At 67.3% G+C, this 17,344-nt stretch carries 18 protein-coding genes; 15 read left to right on the top strand and 3 right to left on the bottom strand.

Annotated features, from left to right (window positions below):
• Nucleotides 1-20 precede the first annotated feature (20 nt).
• The 15 genes from EO174_RS13865 (at nucleotide 21) to EO174_RS13795 (ending at nucleotide 13,037) form a co-directional block, all read left to right on the top strand.
• Entirely contained in the window at nucleotides 21-1,022 is a 1,002-nt protein-coding gene (locus EO174_RS13865) for a KpsF/GutQ family sugar-phosphate isomerase (protein WP_104648157.1), read from the top strand.
• Between the two features lie 49 nt (nucleotides 1,023-1,071).
• Complete coding sequence (locus tag EO174_RS13860) at nucleotides 1,072-1,620, top strand: HAD hydrolase family protein (RefSeq protein WP_104583052.1); 549 nt, start codon at nucleotides 1,072-1,074, stop codon at nucleotides 1,618-1,620.
• Entirely contained in the window at nucleotides 1,617-2,192 is a 576-nt protein-coding gene (lptC, locus tag EO174_RS13855; RefSeq protein ID WP_104583051.1) for an LPS export ABC transporter periplasmic protein LptC, read from the top strand. Before EO174_RS13860 ends, lptC begins: the two co-directional genes overlap by 4 nt.
• Complete coding sequence (gene lptA / locus EO174_RS13850) at nucleotides 2,170-2,718, top strand: lipopolysaccharide transport periplasmic protein LptA (protein WP_104583050.1); 549 nt, start codon at nucleotides 2,170-2,172, stop codon at nucleotides 2,716-2,718. Before lptC ends, lptA begins: the two co-directional genes overlap by 23 nt.
• Complete coding sequence (lptB, locus tag EO174_RS13845; RefSeq protein ID WP_016904606.1) at nucleotides 2,718-3,437, top strand: LPS export ABC transporter ATP-binding protein; 720 nt, start codon at nucleotides 2,718-2,720, stop codon at nucleotides 3,435-3,437. Before lptA ends, lptB begins: the two co-directional genes overlap by 1 nt.
• 40 nt (nucleotides 3,438-3,477) lie before the next feature.
• Nucleotides 3,478-4,917 (top strand): RNA polymerase factor sigma-54, encoded by a 1,440-nt coding sequence (locus EO174_RS13840; RefSeq protein ID WP_126945079.1) that lies wholly within the window; start codon nucleotides 3,478-3,480, stop codon nucleotides 4,915-4,917.
• 88 nt (nucleotides 4,918-5,005) lie between these two features.
• On the top strand, nucleotides 5,006-5,323 hold the full coding sequence (gene raiA / locus EO174_RS13835; RefSeq protein ID WP_006451270.1) for a ribosome-associated translation inhibitor RaiA: 318 nt from the start codon (nucleotides 5,006-5,008) through the stop codon (nucleotides 5,321-5,323).
• A gap of 21 nt (nucleotides 5,324-5,344) precedes the next feature.
• A complete protein-coding gene (locus EO174_RS13830) occupies nucleotides 5,345-5,803 on the top strand; it encodes a PTS sugar transporter subunit IIA (protein WP_104583048.1) in 459 nt (152 codons plus the stop codon).
• Nucleotides 5,800-6,750, top strand: a complete 951-nt coding sequence (hprK, locus tag EO174_RS13825; RefSeq protein WP_016904610.1) for an HPr(Ser) kinase/phosphatase — start codon at nucleotides 5,800-5,802, stop codon at nucleotides 6,748-6,750. Before EO174_RS13830 ends, hprK begins: the two co-directional genes overlap by 4 nt.
• Entirely contained in the window at nucleotides 6,747-7,619 is an 873-nt protein-coding gene (gene rapZ / locus EO174_RS13820) for an RNase adapter RapZ (RefSeq protein ID WP_164739153.1), read from the top strand. The genes hprK and rapZ overlap by 4 nt, the downstream gene beginning before the upstream one ends.
• Nucleotides 7,620-8,142: 523 nt before the next feature.
• On the top strand, nucleotides 8,143-8,535 hold the full coding sequence (locus tag EO174_RS13815; RefSeq protein ID WP_016904612.1) for a PTS sugar transporter subunit IIA: 393 nt from the start codon (nucleotides 8,143-8,145) through the stop codon (nucleotides 8,533-8,535).
• Nucleotides 8,528-8,797 (top strand): HPr family phosphocarrier protein, encoded by a 270-nt coding sequence (locus EO174_RS13810; protein WP_016904613.1) that lies wholly within the window; start codon nucleotides 8,528-8,530, stop codon nucleotides 8,795-8,797. Before EO174_RS13815 ends, EO174_RS13810 begins: the two co-directional genes overlap by 8 nt.
• A 58-nt stretch (nucleotides 8,798-8,855) precedes the next feature.
• Nucleotides 8,856-10,586 carry a phosphoenolpyruvate--protein phosphotransferase gene (gene ptsP, locus EO174_RS13805; protein ID WP_104583047.1) on the top strand — a complete coding sequence of 577 codons (1,731 nt, stop codon included), beginning with the start codon at nucleotides 8,856-8,858 and terminating at the stop codon, nucleotides 10,584-10,586.
• 143 nt (nucleotides 10,587-10,729) lie between these two features.
• A complete protein-coding gene (gene mgtE / locus EO174_RS13800; protein WP_104583046.1) occupies nucleotides 10,730-12,091 on the top strand; it encodes a magnesium transporter in 1,362 nt (453 codons plus the stop codon).
• A gap of 106 nt (nucleotides 12,092-12,197) precedes the next feature.
• Nucleotides 12,198-13,037 (top strand): prolyl oligopeptidase family serine peptidase, encoded by an 840-nt coding sequence (locus EO174_RS13795; RefSeq protein WP_164740204.1) that lies wholly within the window; start codon nucleotides 12,198-12,200, stop codon nucleotides 13,035-13,037.
• Nucleotides 13,038-13,073: 36 nt separating this feature from the next.
• Here the strand turns inward: EO174_RS13795 and cydB are convergent, their stop codons facing one another.
• From cydB to EO174_RS13780, 3 genes are all read right to left on the bottom strand, one after another.
• Nucleotides 13,074-14,090 (bottom strand): cytochrome d ubiquinol oxidase subunit II, encoded by a 1,017-nt coding sequence (gene cydB / locus EO174_RS13790; protein ID WP_126945076.1) that lies wholly within the window; start codon nucleotides 14,088-14,090, stop codon nucleotides 13,074-13,076.
• Entirely contained in the window at nucleotides 14,090-15,487 is a 1,398-nt protein-coding gene (locus tag EO174_RS13785; protein WP_126945073.1) for a cytochrome ubiquinol oxidase subunit I, read from the bottom strand. Before EO174_RS13785 ends, cydB begins: the two co-directional genes overlap by 1 nt.
• A gap of 213 nt (nucleotides 15,488-15,700) precedes the next feature.
• A complete protein-coding gene (locus tag EO174_RS13780; protein WP_126945070.1) occupies nucleotides 15,701-17,089 on the bottom strand; it encodes an amino acid permease in 1,389 nt (462 codons plus the stop codon).
• Between the last annotated feature and the right edge of the window lie 255 nt (nucleotides 17,090-17,344).

The following is a 17,344-nucleotide window of genomic DNA, read 5'->3' as shown; positions in this document are numbered from 1 at the left end:
ACTCTTCACCCGAGTCCCGCATGGCCGTCTCGCACCTGCCCTCCGCCACCGTCAGCGACGCCAGCCTGGTCGCCAGCGGCCAGCGCGTGCTGGAGATCGAGCGCGAGGCGCTGGCCGGCGTGGGCGCGCGGATCGGCAGCGACTTCGCCGCGGCCTGCCGGCTGGTGCTGGCCTCGCGCGGGCGCGTGGTGGCCACTGGCATGGGCAAGTCCGGGCATATCGCGCGCAAGATCGCCGCCACCCTGGCCTCCACCGGCACGCCGGCGTTCTTTGTCCATCCGGGCGAGGCCGGGCACGGCGACCTGGGCATGATCACCGAGGCCGACATCGTGCTGGCGCTGTCCTATTCGGGCGAATCGGACGAGGTGCGCATGCTGCTGCCGGTGCTCAAGCGCCAGGGCAACCCGATCATTGCCATGACCGGGCGCCCGAGCTCGTCGCTGGCCCAGGCCGCCGACGTGCACCTGGACGTGAGCGTGTCCGCCGAAGCCTGCCCGCTGCATCTGGCGCCCACCTCCAGCACCACCGCCTCGCTGGCAATGGGCGACGCGCTGGCGGTGGCGCTGCTGGACGCACGCGGCTTCACCGCCGACGACTTCGCGCGCTCGCATCCGGCCGGCAGCCTGGGCCGGCGCCTGCTGCTGCACATCACCGACGTGATGCACGCCGGTGATGACCTGCCACGCGTGCGCGAGGACGCCAGCCTGAGCGAGGCGTTGATGGAAATGAGCCGCAAGCGCCTGGGCATGACCGCGGTGGTCGATGGCCAGGACCGCCTGATCGGCCTGTTCACCGACGGCGACCTGCGCCGCGCGCTGGACAGCGACATCGACGTGCGCAGCGCCGGCATTGCCCAGGTGATGACGCGCAACCCGCGCACCATCGGCGCCGACCAGCTGGCCGCCGAAGCCGCGCGGCTGATGGAGGATTACAAGATCAACGGTTTGATCGTGGTCGATGCGCAGCAGCGCGCGGTCGGCGCATTGAACATTCACGACCTGTTGCGCGCCAAAGTGGTTTAACAGGTTCAGTTTTCTACCGTTGGAACCCCGTTCTCACCGATCCGTGCCGATGCCCTATTCCCCTTTGCAGCACCTGCCCGCCGACATCACCGACCGCGCCGCGCGTATCCGCCTGGCCTGTTTCGACGTCGACGGCACCCTGACCGATGGCCGCCTGTACTACGACCATGCCGGCAACGAGAGCAAGTCCTTCAATGTGCTCGACGGCCAGGGGCTCAAGCAGCTCGACCATGCCGGCATCCATGTCGCGCTGATCACTGCCCGCGCCAGCCTGTCGGCGGAAAAGCGCGGCCAGGATCTGGGCCTGCACGTGCAGATCGGGGTCAAGAACAAGCGCCTGGCCGTGCTGGCCTTGTGCCAGGAGCACGGTCTGTCGCTGGACCAGGTGCTGTTCATGGGCGACGACCTGCCCGACCTGCCGGCCCTGCTGGCGGTCGGCCTGCCGGTCGCACCCGCCAACGCGCACCCGTGGATCGCCGAGCGCGTGCAGTGGCATACCCGGGCACGTGGCGGCGAAGGTGCCGCGCGCGAGGTCTGCGACGTGGTGCTGGCCGCACAAGGCCAGATCGAGGGCATCATCGAAAGGTTTTCCGCATGAGCTGGAACTGGCGCACCACCCTGGGCGTGGTGTTGTTGGCCGCTGCGGTGGTCTCCGGCTGGTCGGCCTGGCAGCAGCGCGCGCGCCCGGTTGCGGCGGCGGTGGACGATTCGCGCGCCGACTACGTGCTGCGCGATTTCGAACTGATTGCGCTGGACAAGGAAACCGGCAAGGAATCGATGACGCTGCGCGCGCCGGAGATGCATCGCAACCGCGCCGATCGCACCTCCGAGGTCACCACCCCGGTGTTCCTGTTGCCCGACAACACCAATCAACCGTGGACGCTGCGCTCCAAGACCGGCTGGATCAGCCCCAAGGGCGACGAGTTGCGCCTGCGCGGCGATGTCGAGGGCGACAGCCCCACCGGCGGCGCGACCCCGCCGACCACGTTCCGTACCCAGAGCCTGGACGTGTTCCCGCAGCAGAATCTCGCCAAGACCGCTGCCCCGGTGAGCATGAGCCGGCCGGGTATCATGCAGAGCGGGGTCGGCTTCGAGGCCGATCTCAAATCACGCCAGTACAAGCTCCTTTCCCAGGTCAAGACCCGTTATGAACCGAATGCTGCCCGCTAAGCTGGCGTTTGCCGCGCTGCTGCTGCCTGCCCTTGCGATGGCCAAGACCAGCGACCGCAATCAGCCGATGGCGATCGACTCCAATGCCAACGACTGCAACATGCTCGACGACAGCGGCAAGTGCCGCTTCAGCGGCAATGTGGTGATCACCCAGGGCACGCTGGAAATCCACGCCGACACCGCCGACATCTTCCAGAAGAATGGTCAGACCGACCGCGTCGTGCTGACCGGCAAGCAGGCCACGCTGAAGCAGCAGATGGACGACGGCGCGATGATGAACGGCCAGGCCGACAACATCGAGTACCAGGTTGCCAACGAAGTCATCGTGCTGACCGGCAACTACAAGGTCGACTCGCCCAAGGGCACCAACGCCGGCCAGCGCATGGTCTACAACACCAAGACCGGCAACATGCAGAGCGGCGGCGACGGCAGCCGCGTGCGCACCATCATCCAGCCGAAGACCGCGGCGCCGGCGGCCGCAACGCCGGCCGCCAAGCCCGCGGCCAAGCCGCAGGGGAAGAAGTAATGCTGGTCGCCACCGGTCTGCGCAAGAAGTACAAGCAGCGCGAAGTGGTCAAGGAATTCGGCCTCACACTCGAGGCCGGCGAAGTGGTCGGCCTGCTCGGCCCCAACGGCGCCGGCAAGACCACCTGCTTCTACATGATCGTGGGCCTGGTCGAGGCCGATGCCGGACGGATCGAGCTGGACGGCCGCGACCTCACCGCCGAGCCGATGTATGCCCGCGCCAAGCTTGGCGTCGGCTATCTGCCGCAGGAGCCCTCGATCTTCCGCAAGCTCACCGTGGCCGACAACATCCGCCTGGTGCTGGAGCTGCGCGAAGAGCTGGATGGCGCCGGCCGCGAGAAGGAACTGGTCTCGCTGCTGGAAGAACTGCAGATCACCCACGTGGCCGACCAGCTGGGCGCCAGCCTGTCCGGCGGCGAGCGGCGGCGGTGCGAGATCGCGCGCGCGCTGGCGGCCAAGCCGCGCATGATGCTGCTCGACGAACCCTTCGCCGGCGTCGACCCGATTTCGGTCGGCGAGATCCAGCGCATCATCATCCACCTCAAGGAACGCGGCATCGGCGTGCTGATCACCGATCACAACGTGCGCGAAACCTTGGGAATCTGCGATCGCGCGTATATTCTCGCCGAGGGGGGCGTACTGGCGCAGGGGGCACCAGATGCGCTGCTAGCCAATCCCGACGTCCGTCGCGTGTATCTGGGGGAAACTTTCCGCCTTTGAGCGCGTCGCCGCGCCATCGATTTTCCCAGTCAGTGCCCGCATGAAAGCCCGGCTCCAGACATCGCTAGGACAGCAGTTGGTCATGACGCCGCAGTTGCGTCAGGCGATCAAGCTATTGCAGATGTCCACCACCGAGCTGGAACTGGAAATCGCCGAAGCGGTGGAGACCAATCCGCTGCTGGAATGGGCCGACGAAGCCGCGCATGCGGCCAACGCGCTTCCGGTGGAAGCATCGTCGGCCGCCTCCACCGACGACACCCCGCGCGAAGAACCGACGCCGGCCGAGCGCGACGACGACTGGTCGCAGGACGAACTGCAGTGGACAGGTTCGGGCAGCGGCGGCAGCTTCGACGATGACGAATCCGGCGATGCCGCCGAGCGCGTGGCAGAAGCCGAAACGCTGGCCGACCACCTGCTGTGGCAGCTGCACCTGTCGCCGCTGTCGCCGCGCGACCGCCAGATCGGCGCGATGCTGATCGATGCGCTGGACGAAGACGGCTACCTGCGCGAACCGCTGTCGGCCATCCTGGAAACGCTGGCGCTGGGCGCGGCAGTGGACGAGGCCGACGTGCTCACCGTGCTGCACCAGATCCAGCGCTTCGACCCGGTCGGCGTGGGTGCGCGCACCCTGGGCGAATGCCTGGCACTGCAGCTGGCTGTGCTCGACCCGGCCACCCCGGGGCGCGAACTGGCGCTGCAGATCGTCGCCGGCCCGCTGGAGCGCCTGCCGCGCAGCGGCGTGGCCGGTCTGGCGCACGAACTCAAGCGCTCCACCGCCGATGTCGACCAGGCGATCCAGTTGGTGCGCTCGCTGGACCCGCGCCCGGGCAAGCAGATCGGCGACCTGTCGCAGGACACCTATGTGGTGCCGGACTGCGTGATCTGGCGCCAGCGTGGCGTGTGGCGGGCCTCGCTGGCCGGTCGCGCCCAGCCCAAGGTCACCATCCACCGCGGCTACGAGAACCTGATCCGCAGCTGCGGCGAATCCGACGCCGGCTATCTGCGCGGCCAGCTGCAGGAGGCGCGCTGGCTGCTCAAGAGCCTGGAAGCGCGCGGCGAGACCCTGCTGCGGGTGGTGCGCTGCCTGCTGCAGCACCAGGCCGGGTTCCTGGAATTCGGCGCGCAGGCCTTGCGCCCGCTGACCCTGCGCGAGATCGCCGGCGAGCTCGGCCTGCACGAATCCACCATTTCCCGTGCGATCGCCCGCAAGTACGTGCGCACCCCGCGCGGGACCATCGCGCTGCGCTCGTTCTTCGCCTCCGGCATCGACACCGACAGCGGCGGCGAGGCCTCCAGCACCGCCATCCAGGCCATGATCCGGCGCCTGATCGAGGCGGAAAACCCGCGCAAGCCGCTGTCGGACGCCAAGTTGGCCGACCTGCTGAAAACCTCCGGCGTACCAGTGGCGCGGCGCACCGTTGCGAAGTATCGTGAGGCCATGAACATTTCCGCCTCCCACGAACGCGTCCGTATCGCCTGACGTTGCAGCCACCGCAACGCCGGCCTGCGCCGGGTTCGTCGGATCACCGGAACGGTTCATTGGCCCACCCGACCAATGGAGGTATCCGATGCGTATCGAGACGTATGGCCACCAGCTTGAAGTGACCCCCGCGCTGCGGGAGTACGTGGCAAGCAAGCTGCAGCGACTGCAGCGCCATTTCGACCAGCACTGTGAAGTCCGGACCCAGCTGGCCGTTCGCAAGCCAGACCATCACGTGGTCGCCACCGTCAACCTTCCCGGTCGTACCCTGCACGCAGATGCCAGCGGCTCCACCATGTACGCGGCCATCGACCTGCTGGTCGACAAGCTCGACCGCCTGGTGCTCAAGCACAAGGAAAAGAAATGTAACCACCATGCCCGCGAGGTGCGCGACAATCTCGCATGACGCTTCCCGCTTGATGCCCTCATGCCTTTAACCGATCTGATGGCGGCCGTGCGCACCGTGGTGTCGCCGGCCGCCGATCGCGACACCGTCCTGCATGCCGCCGCCGACCTGCTGTCCTGCCGCCAGGCCGGTGCCGACGAGCTCTACGCCAACCTGTGCGAACGCGAGGCCCTGGGCAGCACCGCCATCGGCCACGGTATCGCCATCCCGCACGGGCGCTGCCCCAACCTCACCGAGCCGCGTGGCGCATTGCTGCGCTTGGACACGCCGGTGGCCTTCGGTAGCGATGAGCCGGTGGACCTGATCTTCGCGATGGCGGTGCCTGCGCACTACACCCACCAGCACCTGATGCTGCTGTCGGAGCTGGCCGAACGGTTTTCCGATGCGGAGTTTCGCCAGCAGTTGCGTGCCGCCCCCAACGCCGACGCCTTGATGGCGCTGCTCACCGACGCACCGCCACCACAGGCCAGCGCCGCATGAATACCAGCATCACCGCACGCGAACTGTTCGATCAGCAGCGCGACAAGCTGGCGCTGCGCTGGGTCGCCGGCCAGAAGGGCGAGCACCGCGAGATCGAGGCCGGCAGCAACAATGCGCGCCGCCCGTCGCTGGCCGGCTACCTCAACGTGATCTATCCCAACAAGGTGCAGATCCTGGGTACCGAAGAGCTGGCCTGGCTGGACTCGCTGGATGCGCGCCAGCGCTGGGAGACCATCGAGAAGATCATCCAGGTACAGCCGCTGGCGCTGGCGATCAGCAAGAACCAGTCCTGCCCGGAAGACCTGCGCGCGGCCGCCGACGAATCCAACACGCCGCTGTGGATCTCGCCCAAGCGCGGCCACGAACTGCTCAATCACCTCTCCTACCACCTGGCGCGCACGCTGGCGCCGCGGGTCACCCTGCACGGCGTGTTCATGGAGATCTATTCGATCGGCGTGCTGATCACCGGCGAGGCCGGCTCGGGCAAGAGCGAGCTGGCGCTGGAACTGCTCAGCCGCGGTCACCGCCTGGTGGCCGACGACGCACCGGAGTTCACCCAGATCGCGCCCGACGTGCTCGACGGTACCTGCCCGGAACTGCTGCAGGACCTGCTGGAAGTGCGCGGCCTGGGCGTGTTGAACGTGCGCGACATGTTCGGCGACACCGCGGTGAAGAAGAACAAGTACCTGCGCCTGATCGTGCACCTGACCCGCCCGATGACCGAGCCCACCCCGTCCGGCTACGAACGCCTGACCGGCGATTCCGGCAGCCGGCATGTGCTGGACCTGGACGTGCCGCTGATCACCCTGCCGGTGATGCCCGGCCGCAACCTGGCGGTGCTGACCGAGGCGGCCACGCGGCTGCATATCCTGCGCACCAAGGGCATCGACCCGGCGGCGATGTTCATCGCCCGCCACAGCAACCTGCTGGAGCGACGCACACCATGAGTACCGCGCCCTCCACGTTGATGATCGTGAGCGGGCTGTCCGGCTCGGGCAAATCGGTCGCGTTGAAGACCTTCGAGGACCTGGACTACTACTGCTCGGACAATCTGCCGGTCGAACTGCTGCCGGACTTCGTCAAGAGCCGCCTGCGTGGCAACCCGCTCGGCGACCAGCGCCTGGCGGTGGGCATCGATGTGCGCAGCCGCAGCGACCTGACCCAGCTGGCGCAATGGCGCCAGGCCGCGCAGGAATACGGCATCGAGGCACGGCTGCTGTTTTTCGAGGCCAGCGACGAGGCGCTGATCAAGCGCTACGCCGATACCCGCCGCCGCCATCCGCTCAGCCATCTCGGCCTTGCCTTGCCGGAAGCGATCACCCGCGAGCGGCAGCTGACCGAACCGCTGCGCGCGCAGGCCGATGCCATCATCGACACCAGCGCGCTCAACGTGCACCAGTTGCGTCGCCGGGTGGTCACCGAGTTTGCGCTCGGCACCAGCGACCGGCTGTCGCTGCTGTTCGAATCGTTCGCCTACAAGCGTGGCGTGCCGGCCGAGGCCGACTTCGTGTTCGATGCGCGCGTCTTGCCCAACCCGCATTGGGACCCGGAGCTGCGCCCGCTGACCGGCCGCGATGCCGGCGTGCGCGACTATCTGGACAAGGAACCGGACGTGGTGCGCTACAGCGCGCAGATCGTGGACCTGCTCGATACATGGCTGCCGCGGCTGCGCAACGACACCCGCAGCTACGTCACCATCGCCTTCGGCTGCACCGGCGGCAAGCATCGCTCGGTGTATCTGGCCGAGCGCATGGCGCGGCATGCGCGCGAGCAGGGCTGGCCGGAAGTGGCGACGTTTCATCGCGAGCAGGATTGAAGGGCCGGGATTGGGGAATCGGGATTGGGGAATCGTCAAAGCGGTGTCATGCGGCTTGTAATGTGCGTACGGTCGGTGACATCTGTGCTTTGAAGCTTGGCCTTGCGGGTTGGCCTCGGCATCGGGTCCCTGCCCCGCGCTTGCTGTCGAGGCTTTTGATCTTGGTGGCTCATCTGGAGCTGCAGGCCGTCCTTGTCACTGCTGCTTCCTTAGTTTTGCTGCGGGCGCAGATTGTTCGGCGTGGCGCAGGCATTGGGTCTGCGGGAAAAACTTTTGATCGGTGCATTCGTCTGCGCGTTCTGATCGGGGACTGCCTGGCAAGTGCGCGCTGCAGCGTTCGCTTGTGATGCGGTTCGCATTGGCAGACTCCGGGTGCCGCGATCATCGCCATGCCGCAGCGGCACGCTTGCTGCATGCAGTGCACGCGAGACGCTGCGGCGGTCCTAAACGGCTATTCATTTCGCAACACATCGGTGCCGGCAGACGCTATCGCGCGGTCATGCCGACCTGTTAACGTTTCGGCATGGCCTGTGGCATTCTCCTCATTACTCATCCCGGCATCGGCGCGGCGTTGTTGAACGTGGCGACGGGGCTGTTGCGGCAGTTGCCGCTGAAGACCGAAGCGTTCGACGTGCCGCTCGATGCAGACCTGGACGCCTTGCTGCCCCAGGCCTCGTCGGCGATGCGACGGGTCGACAGCGGCGATGGCGTGCTGGTCATGACCGACCTGTACGGCGCCAGCCCCAGCAATCTCGCCAGCCGGTTGGCAAAGCTCGGCACGCCGGTTCGGCGGGTGTCCGCGCTCAGCCTGCCGATGCTGCTGCGGGTGATGAACTACCCCGAACAAGGATTGCAGGAGCTGCCCGCCACCGCGGCGGCAGGCACCCGCAACGGAGCGATCATCGACGATGCTTGAACGCGAACTCATAGTTTCCAACCGACTCGGACTGCATGCGCGGGCAACCGCCAAGCTGGTGCAGACGCTGTCGTCCTACCGCAGCAACGCCACCCTGGCGGCCAAGGGCCGCGAGGTGAACGCCAAGAGCATCATGGGCGTGATGCTGCTGGCCGCAGGCCAAGGCACCAGCGTGGTGGTGCGGCTGGATGGCGAAGACGAAGCGCAGGCCCTGCAGGCGCTGGTGGACCTGTTCGAGCGTCGTTTCGACGAGGACAGCTGAGCATGCGCGGGGTCGGTGCGGGGCTGACCGACAGGGCGCGGCCGCGCCAGGGGCGCACATGAGCCTGCGTCTGCGTGGACACGCCGCCTCGCGCGGAAACGCACTCGGACGCGCGCGCGTGCGCCAGAGCCACACGCTGGAAGTGGCCGAACAACGCGTGCCCGCCAGCCAGGTGGAGACGCAGCTGCAGCGCCTGCATCTGGCGATCGAGGCGGCACGCACCGAGATGCAGCAGCTGCGCGACCGCCTGCATGGCGCGCTTGCGCGCGAAGTCGGCGAATTCCTCGAACTGCATGCGCTGCTGCTCGACGACCCGGAGCTGCTGCAAGGCCTGGACGAGTTGATCCGCACCCACCGCTACAGCGCCGACTACGCCTTGCGCGTGCAGCGCGACCGGCTGGCAGCGGTGTTCGACGGCATGGAGGACGCCTACCTCAAGAGCCGCATGGACGACCTGGATCACGTCATCGGCCGCATCCACGCGTTCCTGCACAAGCGCGCGCCCGACCTCAAGGGCGTGGCCGGCGAGATCCTGGTCTGCGACAACGTCGCACCCTCGGAGCTGGCGCAGTTGCAGGCGCAAGGGGTGGTCGGCATCGTCACCACCGCCGGCAGCGCGTTGTCGCATAGCGCGATCCTGGCGCGCAGCCTGCACCTGCCGCTGGTGGTGGGGGTAAGCGATGCGGTGCAGCGGATCGACGATGGCGATGTATTGATCGTCGATGCCGGTTCCGGCCAGGTGATCGTCGATCCCAAGCCCGAGCATCTGCGCGACTACCGCGAGCGCCTGCGCGCGCTGGCCAAGGAACAGCGCGAACTGGGCCGGCTGCGCTCCAAGCCCACGCGCACGCGCGACAACGTCGATATCACGCTGCTGGCCAATGCCGAATCGCTGGAGGACGTGGCGAAGGCGCACGCACTCGGCGCCAGCGGCCTTGGCCTGTATCGCACCGAATTCCTGTTCCTGCAGCGCAACGAGCTGCCGGACGAAGAGGAACAGTTCCACACCTACCGCGACACCGTGCTGGGCATGAGCGGGCGACCGGTCACCATCCGCACCCTGGACCTGGGCGCCGACAAGGCCGACCGCACCGGCCTGACCTTGAGCGACGAAGACAACCCGGCGCTGGGTCTGCGCGGGGTGCGGTTGTCGCTGGCCCGGCCTGCGGTGGCGCAGGCGCAGTTGCGCGCGATCCTGCGCGCCTCCGGCTACGGGCCGGTGCGCATCCTGGTGCCGATGGTCAGCGGCCGCGAGGAAGTCCAGCTGCTGCGCCGGCAGATCAAGAAGCTGGCCGCGCAATTGCGCGAGCAAGGCCACGAGATCGCCGAGCACATTCCGCTCGGCGCAATGATCGAAGTGCCGGCTGCGGCGCTGGCGCTGGACTGCTTTATCGACGATATCGATTTCCTGTCGATCGGCACCAACGATCTGGTGCAGTACCTGCTGGCGGTGGACCGCAACAACGAGGCATTGGGCGAGTTGTACTCGCCGCTGCATCCGGCGGTGCTGCGCCTGATCGCGCAGGTGATCGCCACCGGGCGCGCGTTCGGCAAGCCGGTGGCGGTGTGCGGCGAGATCGCCGGCGACCCGCGCTTCGTCCCGATGTTGCTGGCCCTGGGGCTCACCGAGTTCAGCCTGCATCCGGCCACGCTGCTGGAGGTACGCCGTGCGGTGCGCGACATCCACCTGGGCGAGTTGCGCGTGCATGGCGAAAAACTGCTGCGCGCGCGCGACCGCAAGGGGATCGAAAAGTGGCTGGCCAATGTCGCGCAGGGCCTGATGCGCTGAGCGATTGCGTCATCGCGCAGGGGATGGTCCTGCGCGTTGCCCTTCGCACTGTATGTTTCGTCACCATGCGCAAGCGATAATGCCGTGCTGACTCAGCACCGCGTCTTCCATCGGGACGTGTCCACTCTTGCAGGGAGCCGCGCATGGCCGAAGCCGTCCGCCACGACAAGACCGCGCGACAGCTGCGATTGCTGTCCGATGCGCTGGATAGCGGACGCCTGGGCCCGGTACGCCGGCTGGTCAATACACTGGCGCCGGCGGAGATCGGCAACCTGCTGGAGTCGCTGCCGCCCGGCAAGCGCGAAGTGGTGTGGGGCCTGGTCGACCCGGAAGACGACGGCGAAGTGCTGCTGCATGTCGGCGATGAAGTGCGCGAAAGCCTGCTGGCCGACATGGACACCGACGAGATCGTCGCCGCGGTCGAAGACCTCGACATCGACGATCTGGCCAACCTGGTCGAAGACCTGCCCGACACCGTCATCGACGAAGTGCTCAAGTCGATGGACCGCGAGAACCGCGAGCGGCTCGAGCAGGTGCTGTCGTATCCGGAGGACACCGCCGGCCGCCTGATGAATCCGGACGTGGTGACGGTGCGCGCCGACGTCAATGTCGATGTGGTGCTGCGCTATCTGCGCCTGCGCGGCGAGCTGCCCGATCACACCGATCACCTGTACGTGGTGAGCCGACGCCATCAGTATCTGGGCCGGGTGTCGCTGGCCGCGCTGGTCACGCACGAGGACAGCACGCCGGTCAATCGCCTGATCGACGACGAACAACCGGCGATCGACGTGGGCGATGGCTCCGACGAGGTCGCACGGCGCTTCTCCGACCATGACTGGATCTCCGCGCCGGTGGTGGACGACAACAACATCCTGCTCGGCCGCATCACCATCGACGACGTGGTCGACATCATCCGCGAACAGGCCGAGCACCAGGCCATGAGCGCGGCCGGCCTGGACGAGGACGAGGACATGTTCAGCCCGGCGCGGCGCGCATTCCGCCGCCGCCTGATCTGGCTGGGCATCAACCTGTGCACGGCGTTCCTGGCCTCCAGCGTCGTCAGCGAATTCGAAGGCACCATCGCCAAACTGGTGGCCCTGGCGGCGCTGATGCCGATCGTTGCCGGCATGGGCGGCAACGCCGGCACCCAGGTGCTGGCGCTGATGGTCCGCGGCCTGGCGCTGGGCCAGATCGGCTCCTCCAATGTGATGACCTTGCTGAAGAAGGAACTCACCGTCGCGCTGATCAACGGCATGGTGCTGGGGATCGGGCTGGGGCTGATCGTGCTGGCGTGGTTCCGCCAGCCGATGCTGTCGCTGGTGATCGGCACCGCGCTGACCTTGAACATGCTCACCGCCGCCTTCGGCGGGGTACTGGTCCCGGTGACGCTGAAGCGGCTGGGCTTCGACCCGGCATTGGCCGGTGGCGTGATCCTGACCACGCTGACCGACGTGATGGGCTTCCTGAGCTTCCTCGGCCTGGCGACGCTGATCCTGCTGCCGTAGCTGCCGTATCCGGTGCTTGCGCCGAACGTGGTGCCGGGCATACAGCGGCAAGGATCGGATGAAGAGTCGGCAAAATCGCCGCAGCGCGACATGCCAGCACACCTGCATGCGGCGATACTGCGGGTCTGTCATTGGTCAGGAGGTCTGCGTGATCCGTCGTTGTCTTGTTCTTGCGATTGTGGCGCTGGTCCTGGCCGGCTGTTCCAGCATGGCTGAGCGCCACCACGACGGACGCCGCGGCCATTTCGTCACCCGCACGCTGGAGCTGGAAGGACGGCTCTACCGCTATCAGGTGTTCGTACCGGCCTCCACGGCGCCGCAACCGCGCCCGATCGTGCTGTTCCTGCATGGCTCGGGCGAACGCGGCGACAACGGACGCGATCAGGCCGAGGTCGGCGTTGGTCCCTACCTGAGCGCACACACCGCCGAGTTCCCTGCCCTGGTGGTGCTGCCGCAGGTGCCCGACGACGAGGAGTGGCTGGGCATCAATGCACGCATGGCGATCGCCGCGCTGGATGCGGCCAGTGCCGAATTCGGTGCCGACCCGCAGCGCACCTATCTCACCGGCATCTCGATGGGCGGCTATGGCGCCTGGGAAATCGGGCTGATGCAGCCGCAGCGGTTTGCCGCGATCGTGCCGATCTGCGGCGCACTCAAGGCGCCGCGCGACGAGCGTCGCACGCTCTACGTCAGCCTGGTGGCCAAGGAGGCCGACCCGTACACCGCTGCGGTCACCCAGCTCAGGCACGTGCCGATCTGGATGTTCCATGGCGCCAAGGACGACTCGGTGCCACCGCATGACGACCGTGCGCTGTACCGCGCCGCCAAGGGCATCGGCGCCAACGTGCGCTACAGCGAATATCCGGACGGCAACCACAATGCCTGGGACGCGACCTACGCGGACCCGGCGATGTGGGAATGGATGTTCAGGCAGCGCCTGCGCTGAGCGGGCGGCTCGCCGCGCGCATGCGTCTCCGCTCGATCAATGGTGGTACCCGGTATCGGCGGTGATCTTGCCGCGGAACACGCGGTACGACCACACCGTGTACCCCAGGATCAGCGGCAGCAGCACCACCAGGCCGATCAACGCGAACAACTGCGAAGACGGCGGCGCGGCGGCCTGCCAGATCGTGTAGACCGGCGGCACCAGATACGGCCACATGCCCAGCACCAGGCCGAGAAAGCCGAGCACGAACAGGCCCATCGCCAGCAGGAACGGCGGTGTATCCGGCCGCCCCGCGTCGGTGGCACGCCAGAGCGCGAACCCCACCAGGGCGACCAGCACCGGCACCGGCATCAGCCACAGGTAATGGGCATCGCTGAACCAGCGGTCCATCACATGCGACTGCAGCGATGGCAGCCACGCGCTGACCAGGCCGATGAAGATCAACACGCTGATCGTCAATGGCCGGCTCAGCTGGCGCGCGAGCTGTTGCACGTGGCCTTCGGTCTTGAGGATCAGCCAGGTGCTGCCGAGCAAGGCGTAGCCGAACACCAGTGCGGCGCCGGTCAGCATCGCGAAGGGACTGAACCAGCCCCAGATGCCGCCGACATAGCGGTCGTTTTCGATCGGCAGGCCCTGCACCAGCGCGCCCAGGATCACGCCCTGCGCAAATGTCGCCAGGATCGAGCCGGCAGCGAAGGCATTGCTCCACAGCCGCCGCGAGCGATGCGCCTTGAAGCGGAACTCGAACGCCACGCCGCGGAACACCAGCGCCATCACCATCAGCAACACCGGCAGGTACAGCGCCGACAGGATCACCGCATACGCCTTGGGAAACGCTGCCAGCAGCCCTGCCCCGCCCAGCACCAGCCAGGTCTCGTTGCCGTCCCAGATCGGCGCGGCGGTGTTCATCATCAGGTCCAGCTGCGCCTCGTCCTTGCGGAACGGCGCCAGGATGCCGATGCCGAGCACGAAGCCATCCAGCACCACGTACATCAGCACCCCGAAGCCGATCACCGCAAACCACGCCACCGGCAATACGCTGCTCATGTCCATCATGCGGCTCCGTCGATCGGTTCATCGGCCGCCGACAGCGGCCGTGCCGGCGTGTGCTCGCCGTGGTCCAGCTGCGGCGCGTCATGCGGGGTCGGCCCGATCTTGCCGATCTTGACCAGGTACCAGATGCCCCAGCCGAACACGAAGGCATAGCCGACCACGTAGACCGCCAGCGAGATCGCGGTCATCAGCGTCGACTGCGGGCCCACCGCATCGGCAGTGCGCAACAGCCCGTACACCACATACGGCTGCCGCCCCATCTCGGTGACGAACCAGCCCGAGACCAGCGCGATGAAGCCACTCGGCAGCATCCAGCGCCAGGCCGCCAGCAGCCAGCGCCACTGCAATAACTTGCCGCGCCACCAGGCGAACGCCGAGACCCAGGCCACCAGCAGCATCAACGAGCCCAGCCCGACCATGATGCGGAAGGCGAAGAACACCGGCATCACCGGCGGGCGATCGGCGGCCGGCACCGAGGTCAACGGCTTGATGCTGCCTTCCAGACTGTGGGTCAGGATCAGGCTGCCCAGGCGCGGGATCGCCACCTCGTAATCGTTGCGCTCGGCCTGCGCGTTGGGCAAGGCGAACAGCACCAGCGGGAAGCCCTTGTCCTGGCCCTCGTCATGCCAGTGCGCTTCCATCGCCGCGATCTTCATCGGCTGGTGCTTGAGCGTGTTCAGGCCATGCATGTCGCCGACGAAGATCTGCAGCGGCACGGTGATCGCCGCGAAGGCCACCGCCAGCTTGAGCATGCGCAGCCCGGCCTCGCGATGCACGCCGCGATGCAGATACCACGCCCCCACCGCGCCGACCACGAAGCAGGTGGTGATGAACGAGCCCAGCGCCATGTGCGCAAGCCGGTACGGGAACGAGGGGTTGAAGATGATCTTCAGCCACGCCACCGGATGCACGATGCCGTCGACCACCTCATAGCCGGCCGGGGTCTGCAGCCAGCTGTTGGACGACAGGATCCAGAACGTGGAAAACAGCGTGCCCAGCGCCACCATGCAGGTCGCCAGGAAATGCAGGCGCTCGGAGATGCGCCCCCAGCCGAACATCATCACGCCCAGGAAACTGGCCTCGAGGAAGAACGCGGTCAGTACTTCGTAGCTCAGCAACGGGCCGATCACGCTACCGGCGATCCGGCTCAGCTCCGGCCAGTTGGCGCCGAACTGGAAGGCCATCACGATGCCGCTGACCACGCCCATGCCGAAGGACACGGCAAAGATCTTCTGCCAGAAGAAATACAGCTCGCGCCACACCGGCAGCCGGGTGCGCAGCCAGCGCCATTCGAGAAATGCCAGCAGGCTGGACAGCCCGATGGTGAATGCGGGAAACAGCACGTGGAATGCGATGACGAATCCGAACTGGATCCGCGATAACAGCAAGGCATCCATGGAGAGTCCTCCAGGAGAATGGGGAAACCGCAGCGCACCGGGTGCAGATCGATCGCCGAGACTCGCTGCGGTGGCCGATCGCGACCTCCTACGCTACCGCATCATGATAGGGACGCTCGAGTGGGTTCCCGATGCGACACGGGGTCGCATCTGCGTCAAACCGTCGCGCCTGTCCTGCCGCCAGATGGTACGCGTTCAAGGCGCTACGGCATGCTAGGCGGCGCCGCGCGTCCGCCGGGCAAGCTCGCTGACCACGGCGATGAAGACAGTCAGACCGACCATCGACAGGAACTGCGCGCGGGTGTCCACCGACGACGCCAGCAGCACGAAGATCACCGCCAGGATCGCCAGGGCCAGCAGGGTCAGCAACGGGTAACCCCGCATGCGGAACGGCAATACGACGCCGGCGCGGTCGGCGCGTGCGCGCAGGATCAGCTGCGACAGCAGCGAGATCGTCCACACCAGCAGGCAGGTGGCACCGACGATGTTGAGCAGCATCGGCAACACCTTGTTGGGGTACAGCAGTTCCAGCGCGGCGGCGGCAAACCCGAACAGCACGCTGGCGATCACCGCCACCAGCGGCACCTGCTCGCCGCTGGTCCTGCCAAGCACCCGCGGCGCTTCGCCGCGCTGCGCCAGCGAGAAGATCATCCGCGAGGCCCCATACAGGTTGGCGTTGAGCGCCGACAGCAAGGCCACCACGGCGACCAGGGTGATGGCGGTGGCCGCGCCGGGAATGCGCGCCACCTCCAGCACCGCAGCGAACGGCGAGCTGAGCGCTGCGCTGGTCCACGGCACCACCGCCACGATCACGCTGATCGAGCCGATGTAGAACACCAGGATGCGCCAGGCCACGGTGCGAATCGTGCGTGCCAGGCTGCGGCCCGGGTCGGCGGTTTCCGCAGCGGCCACCGCCACGATTTCGGTGCCGCCGAAGGCGAACACCACCACCAGCAACGCCGAGCCGATGCCGGCCAATCCCTTCGGCGCGAACCCGCCGTTCTGGGTGAAGTTGGACAGCCCCGGCGACACCACGCCGGGCAACCAGCCGGCCAGCAGGGCCACGCCGATCAGCAGGAACACCACGATCGCCACGACCTTGAGGATGGCGAACCAGAATTCGAACTCGCCGAAATTGCGCACGCCCAGCAGGTTGATCGCGGTGAAGGTGGCCATGAACACCACTGCCAGCAACGGCACCGACAACGCCGGCCAGACCGAGGCGAGCAGGCCCGCCGCGCCGACCGCTTCGGCGGCGATCACCACCACGATCTGCAGCCACCACAACCAGCCCACCGTCGCACCGGCGGTCGGGCCCATCGCATCGGCCGCGTACACCGAGAACGCCCCGCTGGCCGGCTTGGAGGCCGCCATTTCGCCCAGCGCGTTCATCACGATGATCACCAGCGCTCCGGCGATCAGATAGGACACCAGCACTGCCGGCCCCGCCGCATGGATCCCCACGCCCGAGCCCAGAAACAGCCCGGCGCCGATCGCCGTACCCAGGCCCATCATCATCAACTGCCGCGGTTTCAGCGCATGGCGCAACGCGGGCGCGGCGGACGGAGCGTGCTCAGCAACGGGATCGGTCGGAAGCGGCATGGACGGGCTTGGATGGATGGGATCGCGACACGATACCGCGTCGCGGCGCCTGCCGCGCCTCTTGACGCCGGCCCGGGAGCGGGAGTCGATCAGCCCGGAGCGCTCTTGCCCGCATCCACCGCACGGGGAGCACGGCCTCCCGGTGCGCAACCACCAGTGACCACCGTGGCTGGCCGCAACCGGCGATGCGCGAACCTGCTGCCTCGCACCGACAAAAATCCCCGGACATGCCGGGGATCGGTGCGCGCGCAGGCC

The organism is Xanthomonas sp. BRIP62418 (assembly GCF_003993495.1).
Classification (GTDB): Bacteria; Pseudomonadota; Gammaproteobacteria; order Xanthomonadales; family Xanthomonadaceae; genus Xanthomonas; species Xanthomonas euroxanthea.
The sequence above is the reverse complement of the archived record's forward strand: the minus strand, read 5'-3'. Positions and strand labels throughout refer to the sequence as shown.

Bases quoted from the DNA above. Each gene is read 5' to 3' on its own strand.
- EO174_RS13865 (WP_104648157.1), top strand. From the start codon at position 21: ATGGCCGTCTCGCACCTGCCCTCCGCCACCGTCAGCGACGCCAGCCTG.
- EO174_RS13860 (WP_104583052.1), top strand. From the start codon at position 1,072: ATGCCCTATTCCCCTTTGCAGCACCTGCCCGCCGACATCACCGACCGC.
- lptC (WP_104583051.1), top strand. From the start codon at position 1,617: ATGAGCTGGAACTGGCGCACCACCCTGGGCGTGGTGTTGTTGGCCGCT.
- lptA (WP_104583050.1), top strand. From the start codon at position 2,170: ATGAACCGAATGCTGCCCGCTAAGCTGGCGTTTGCCGCGCTGCTGCTG.
- lptB (WP_016904606.1), top strand. From the start codon at position 2,718: ATGCTGGTCGCCACCGGTCTGCGCAAGAAGTACAAGCAGCGCGAAGTG.
- EO174_RS13840 (WP_126945079.1), top strand. From the start codon at position 3,478: ATGAAAGCCCGGCTCCAGACATCGCTAGGACAGCAGTTGGTCATGACG.
- raiA (WP_006451270.1), top strand. From the start codon at position 5,006: ATGCGTATCGAGACGTATGGCCACCAGCTTGAAGTGACCCCCGCGCTG.
- EO174_RS13830 (WP_104583048.1), top strand. From the start codon at position 5,345: ATGCCTTTAACCGATCTGATGGCGGCCGTGCGCACCGTGGTGTCGCCG.
- hprK (WP_016904610.1), top strand. From the start codon at position 5,800: ATGAATACCAGCATCACCGCACGCGAACTGTTCGATCAGCAGCGCGAC.
- rapZ (WP_164739153.1), top strand. From the start codon at position 6,747: ATGAGTACCGCGCCCTCCACGTTGATGATCGTGAGCGGGCTGTCCGGC.
- EO174_RS13815 (WP_016904612.1), top strand. From the start codon at position 8,143: ATGGCCTGTGGCATTCTCCTCATTACTCATCCCGGCATCGGCGCGGCG.
- EO174_RS13810 (WP_016904613.1), top strand. From the start codon at position 8,528: ATGCTTGAACGCGAACTCATAGTTTCCAACCGACTCGGACTGCATGCG.
- ptsP (WP_104583047.1), top strand. From the start codon at position 8,856: ATGAGCCTGCGTCTGCGTGGACACGCCGCCTCGCGCGGAAACGCACTC.
- mgtE (WP_104583046.1), top strand. From the start codon at position 10,730: ATGGCCGAAGCCGTCCGCCACGACAAGACCGCGCGACAGCTGCGATTG.
- EO174_RS13795 (WP_164740204.1), top strand. From the start codon at position 12,198: ATGCGGCGATACTGCGGGTCTGTCATTGGTCAGGAGGTCTGCGTGATC.
- cydB (WP_126945076.1), bottom strand. From the start codon at position 14,090: ATGGACATGAGCAGCGTATTGCCGGTGGCGTGGTTTGCGGTGATCGGC.
- EO174_RS13785 (WP_126945073.1), bottom strand. From the start codon at position 15,487: ATGGATGCCTTGCTGTTATCGCGGATCCAGTTCGGATTCGTCATCGCA.
- EO174_RS13780 (WP_126945070.1), bottom strand. From the start codon at position 17,089: ATGCCGCTTCCGACCGATCCCGTTGCTGAGCACGCTCCGTCCGCCGCG.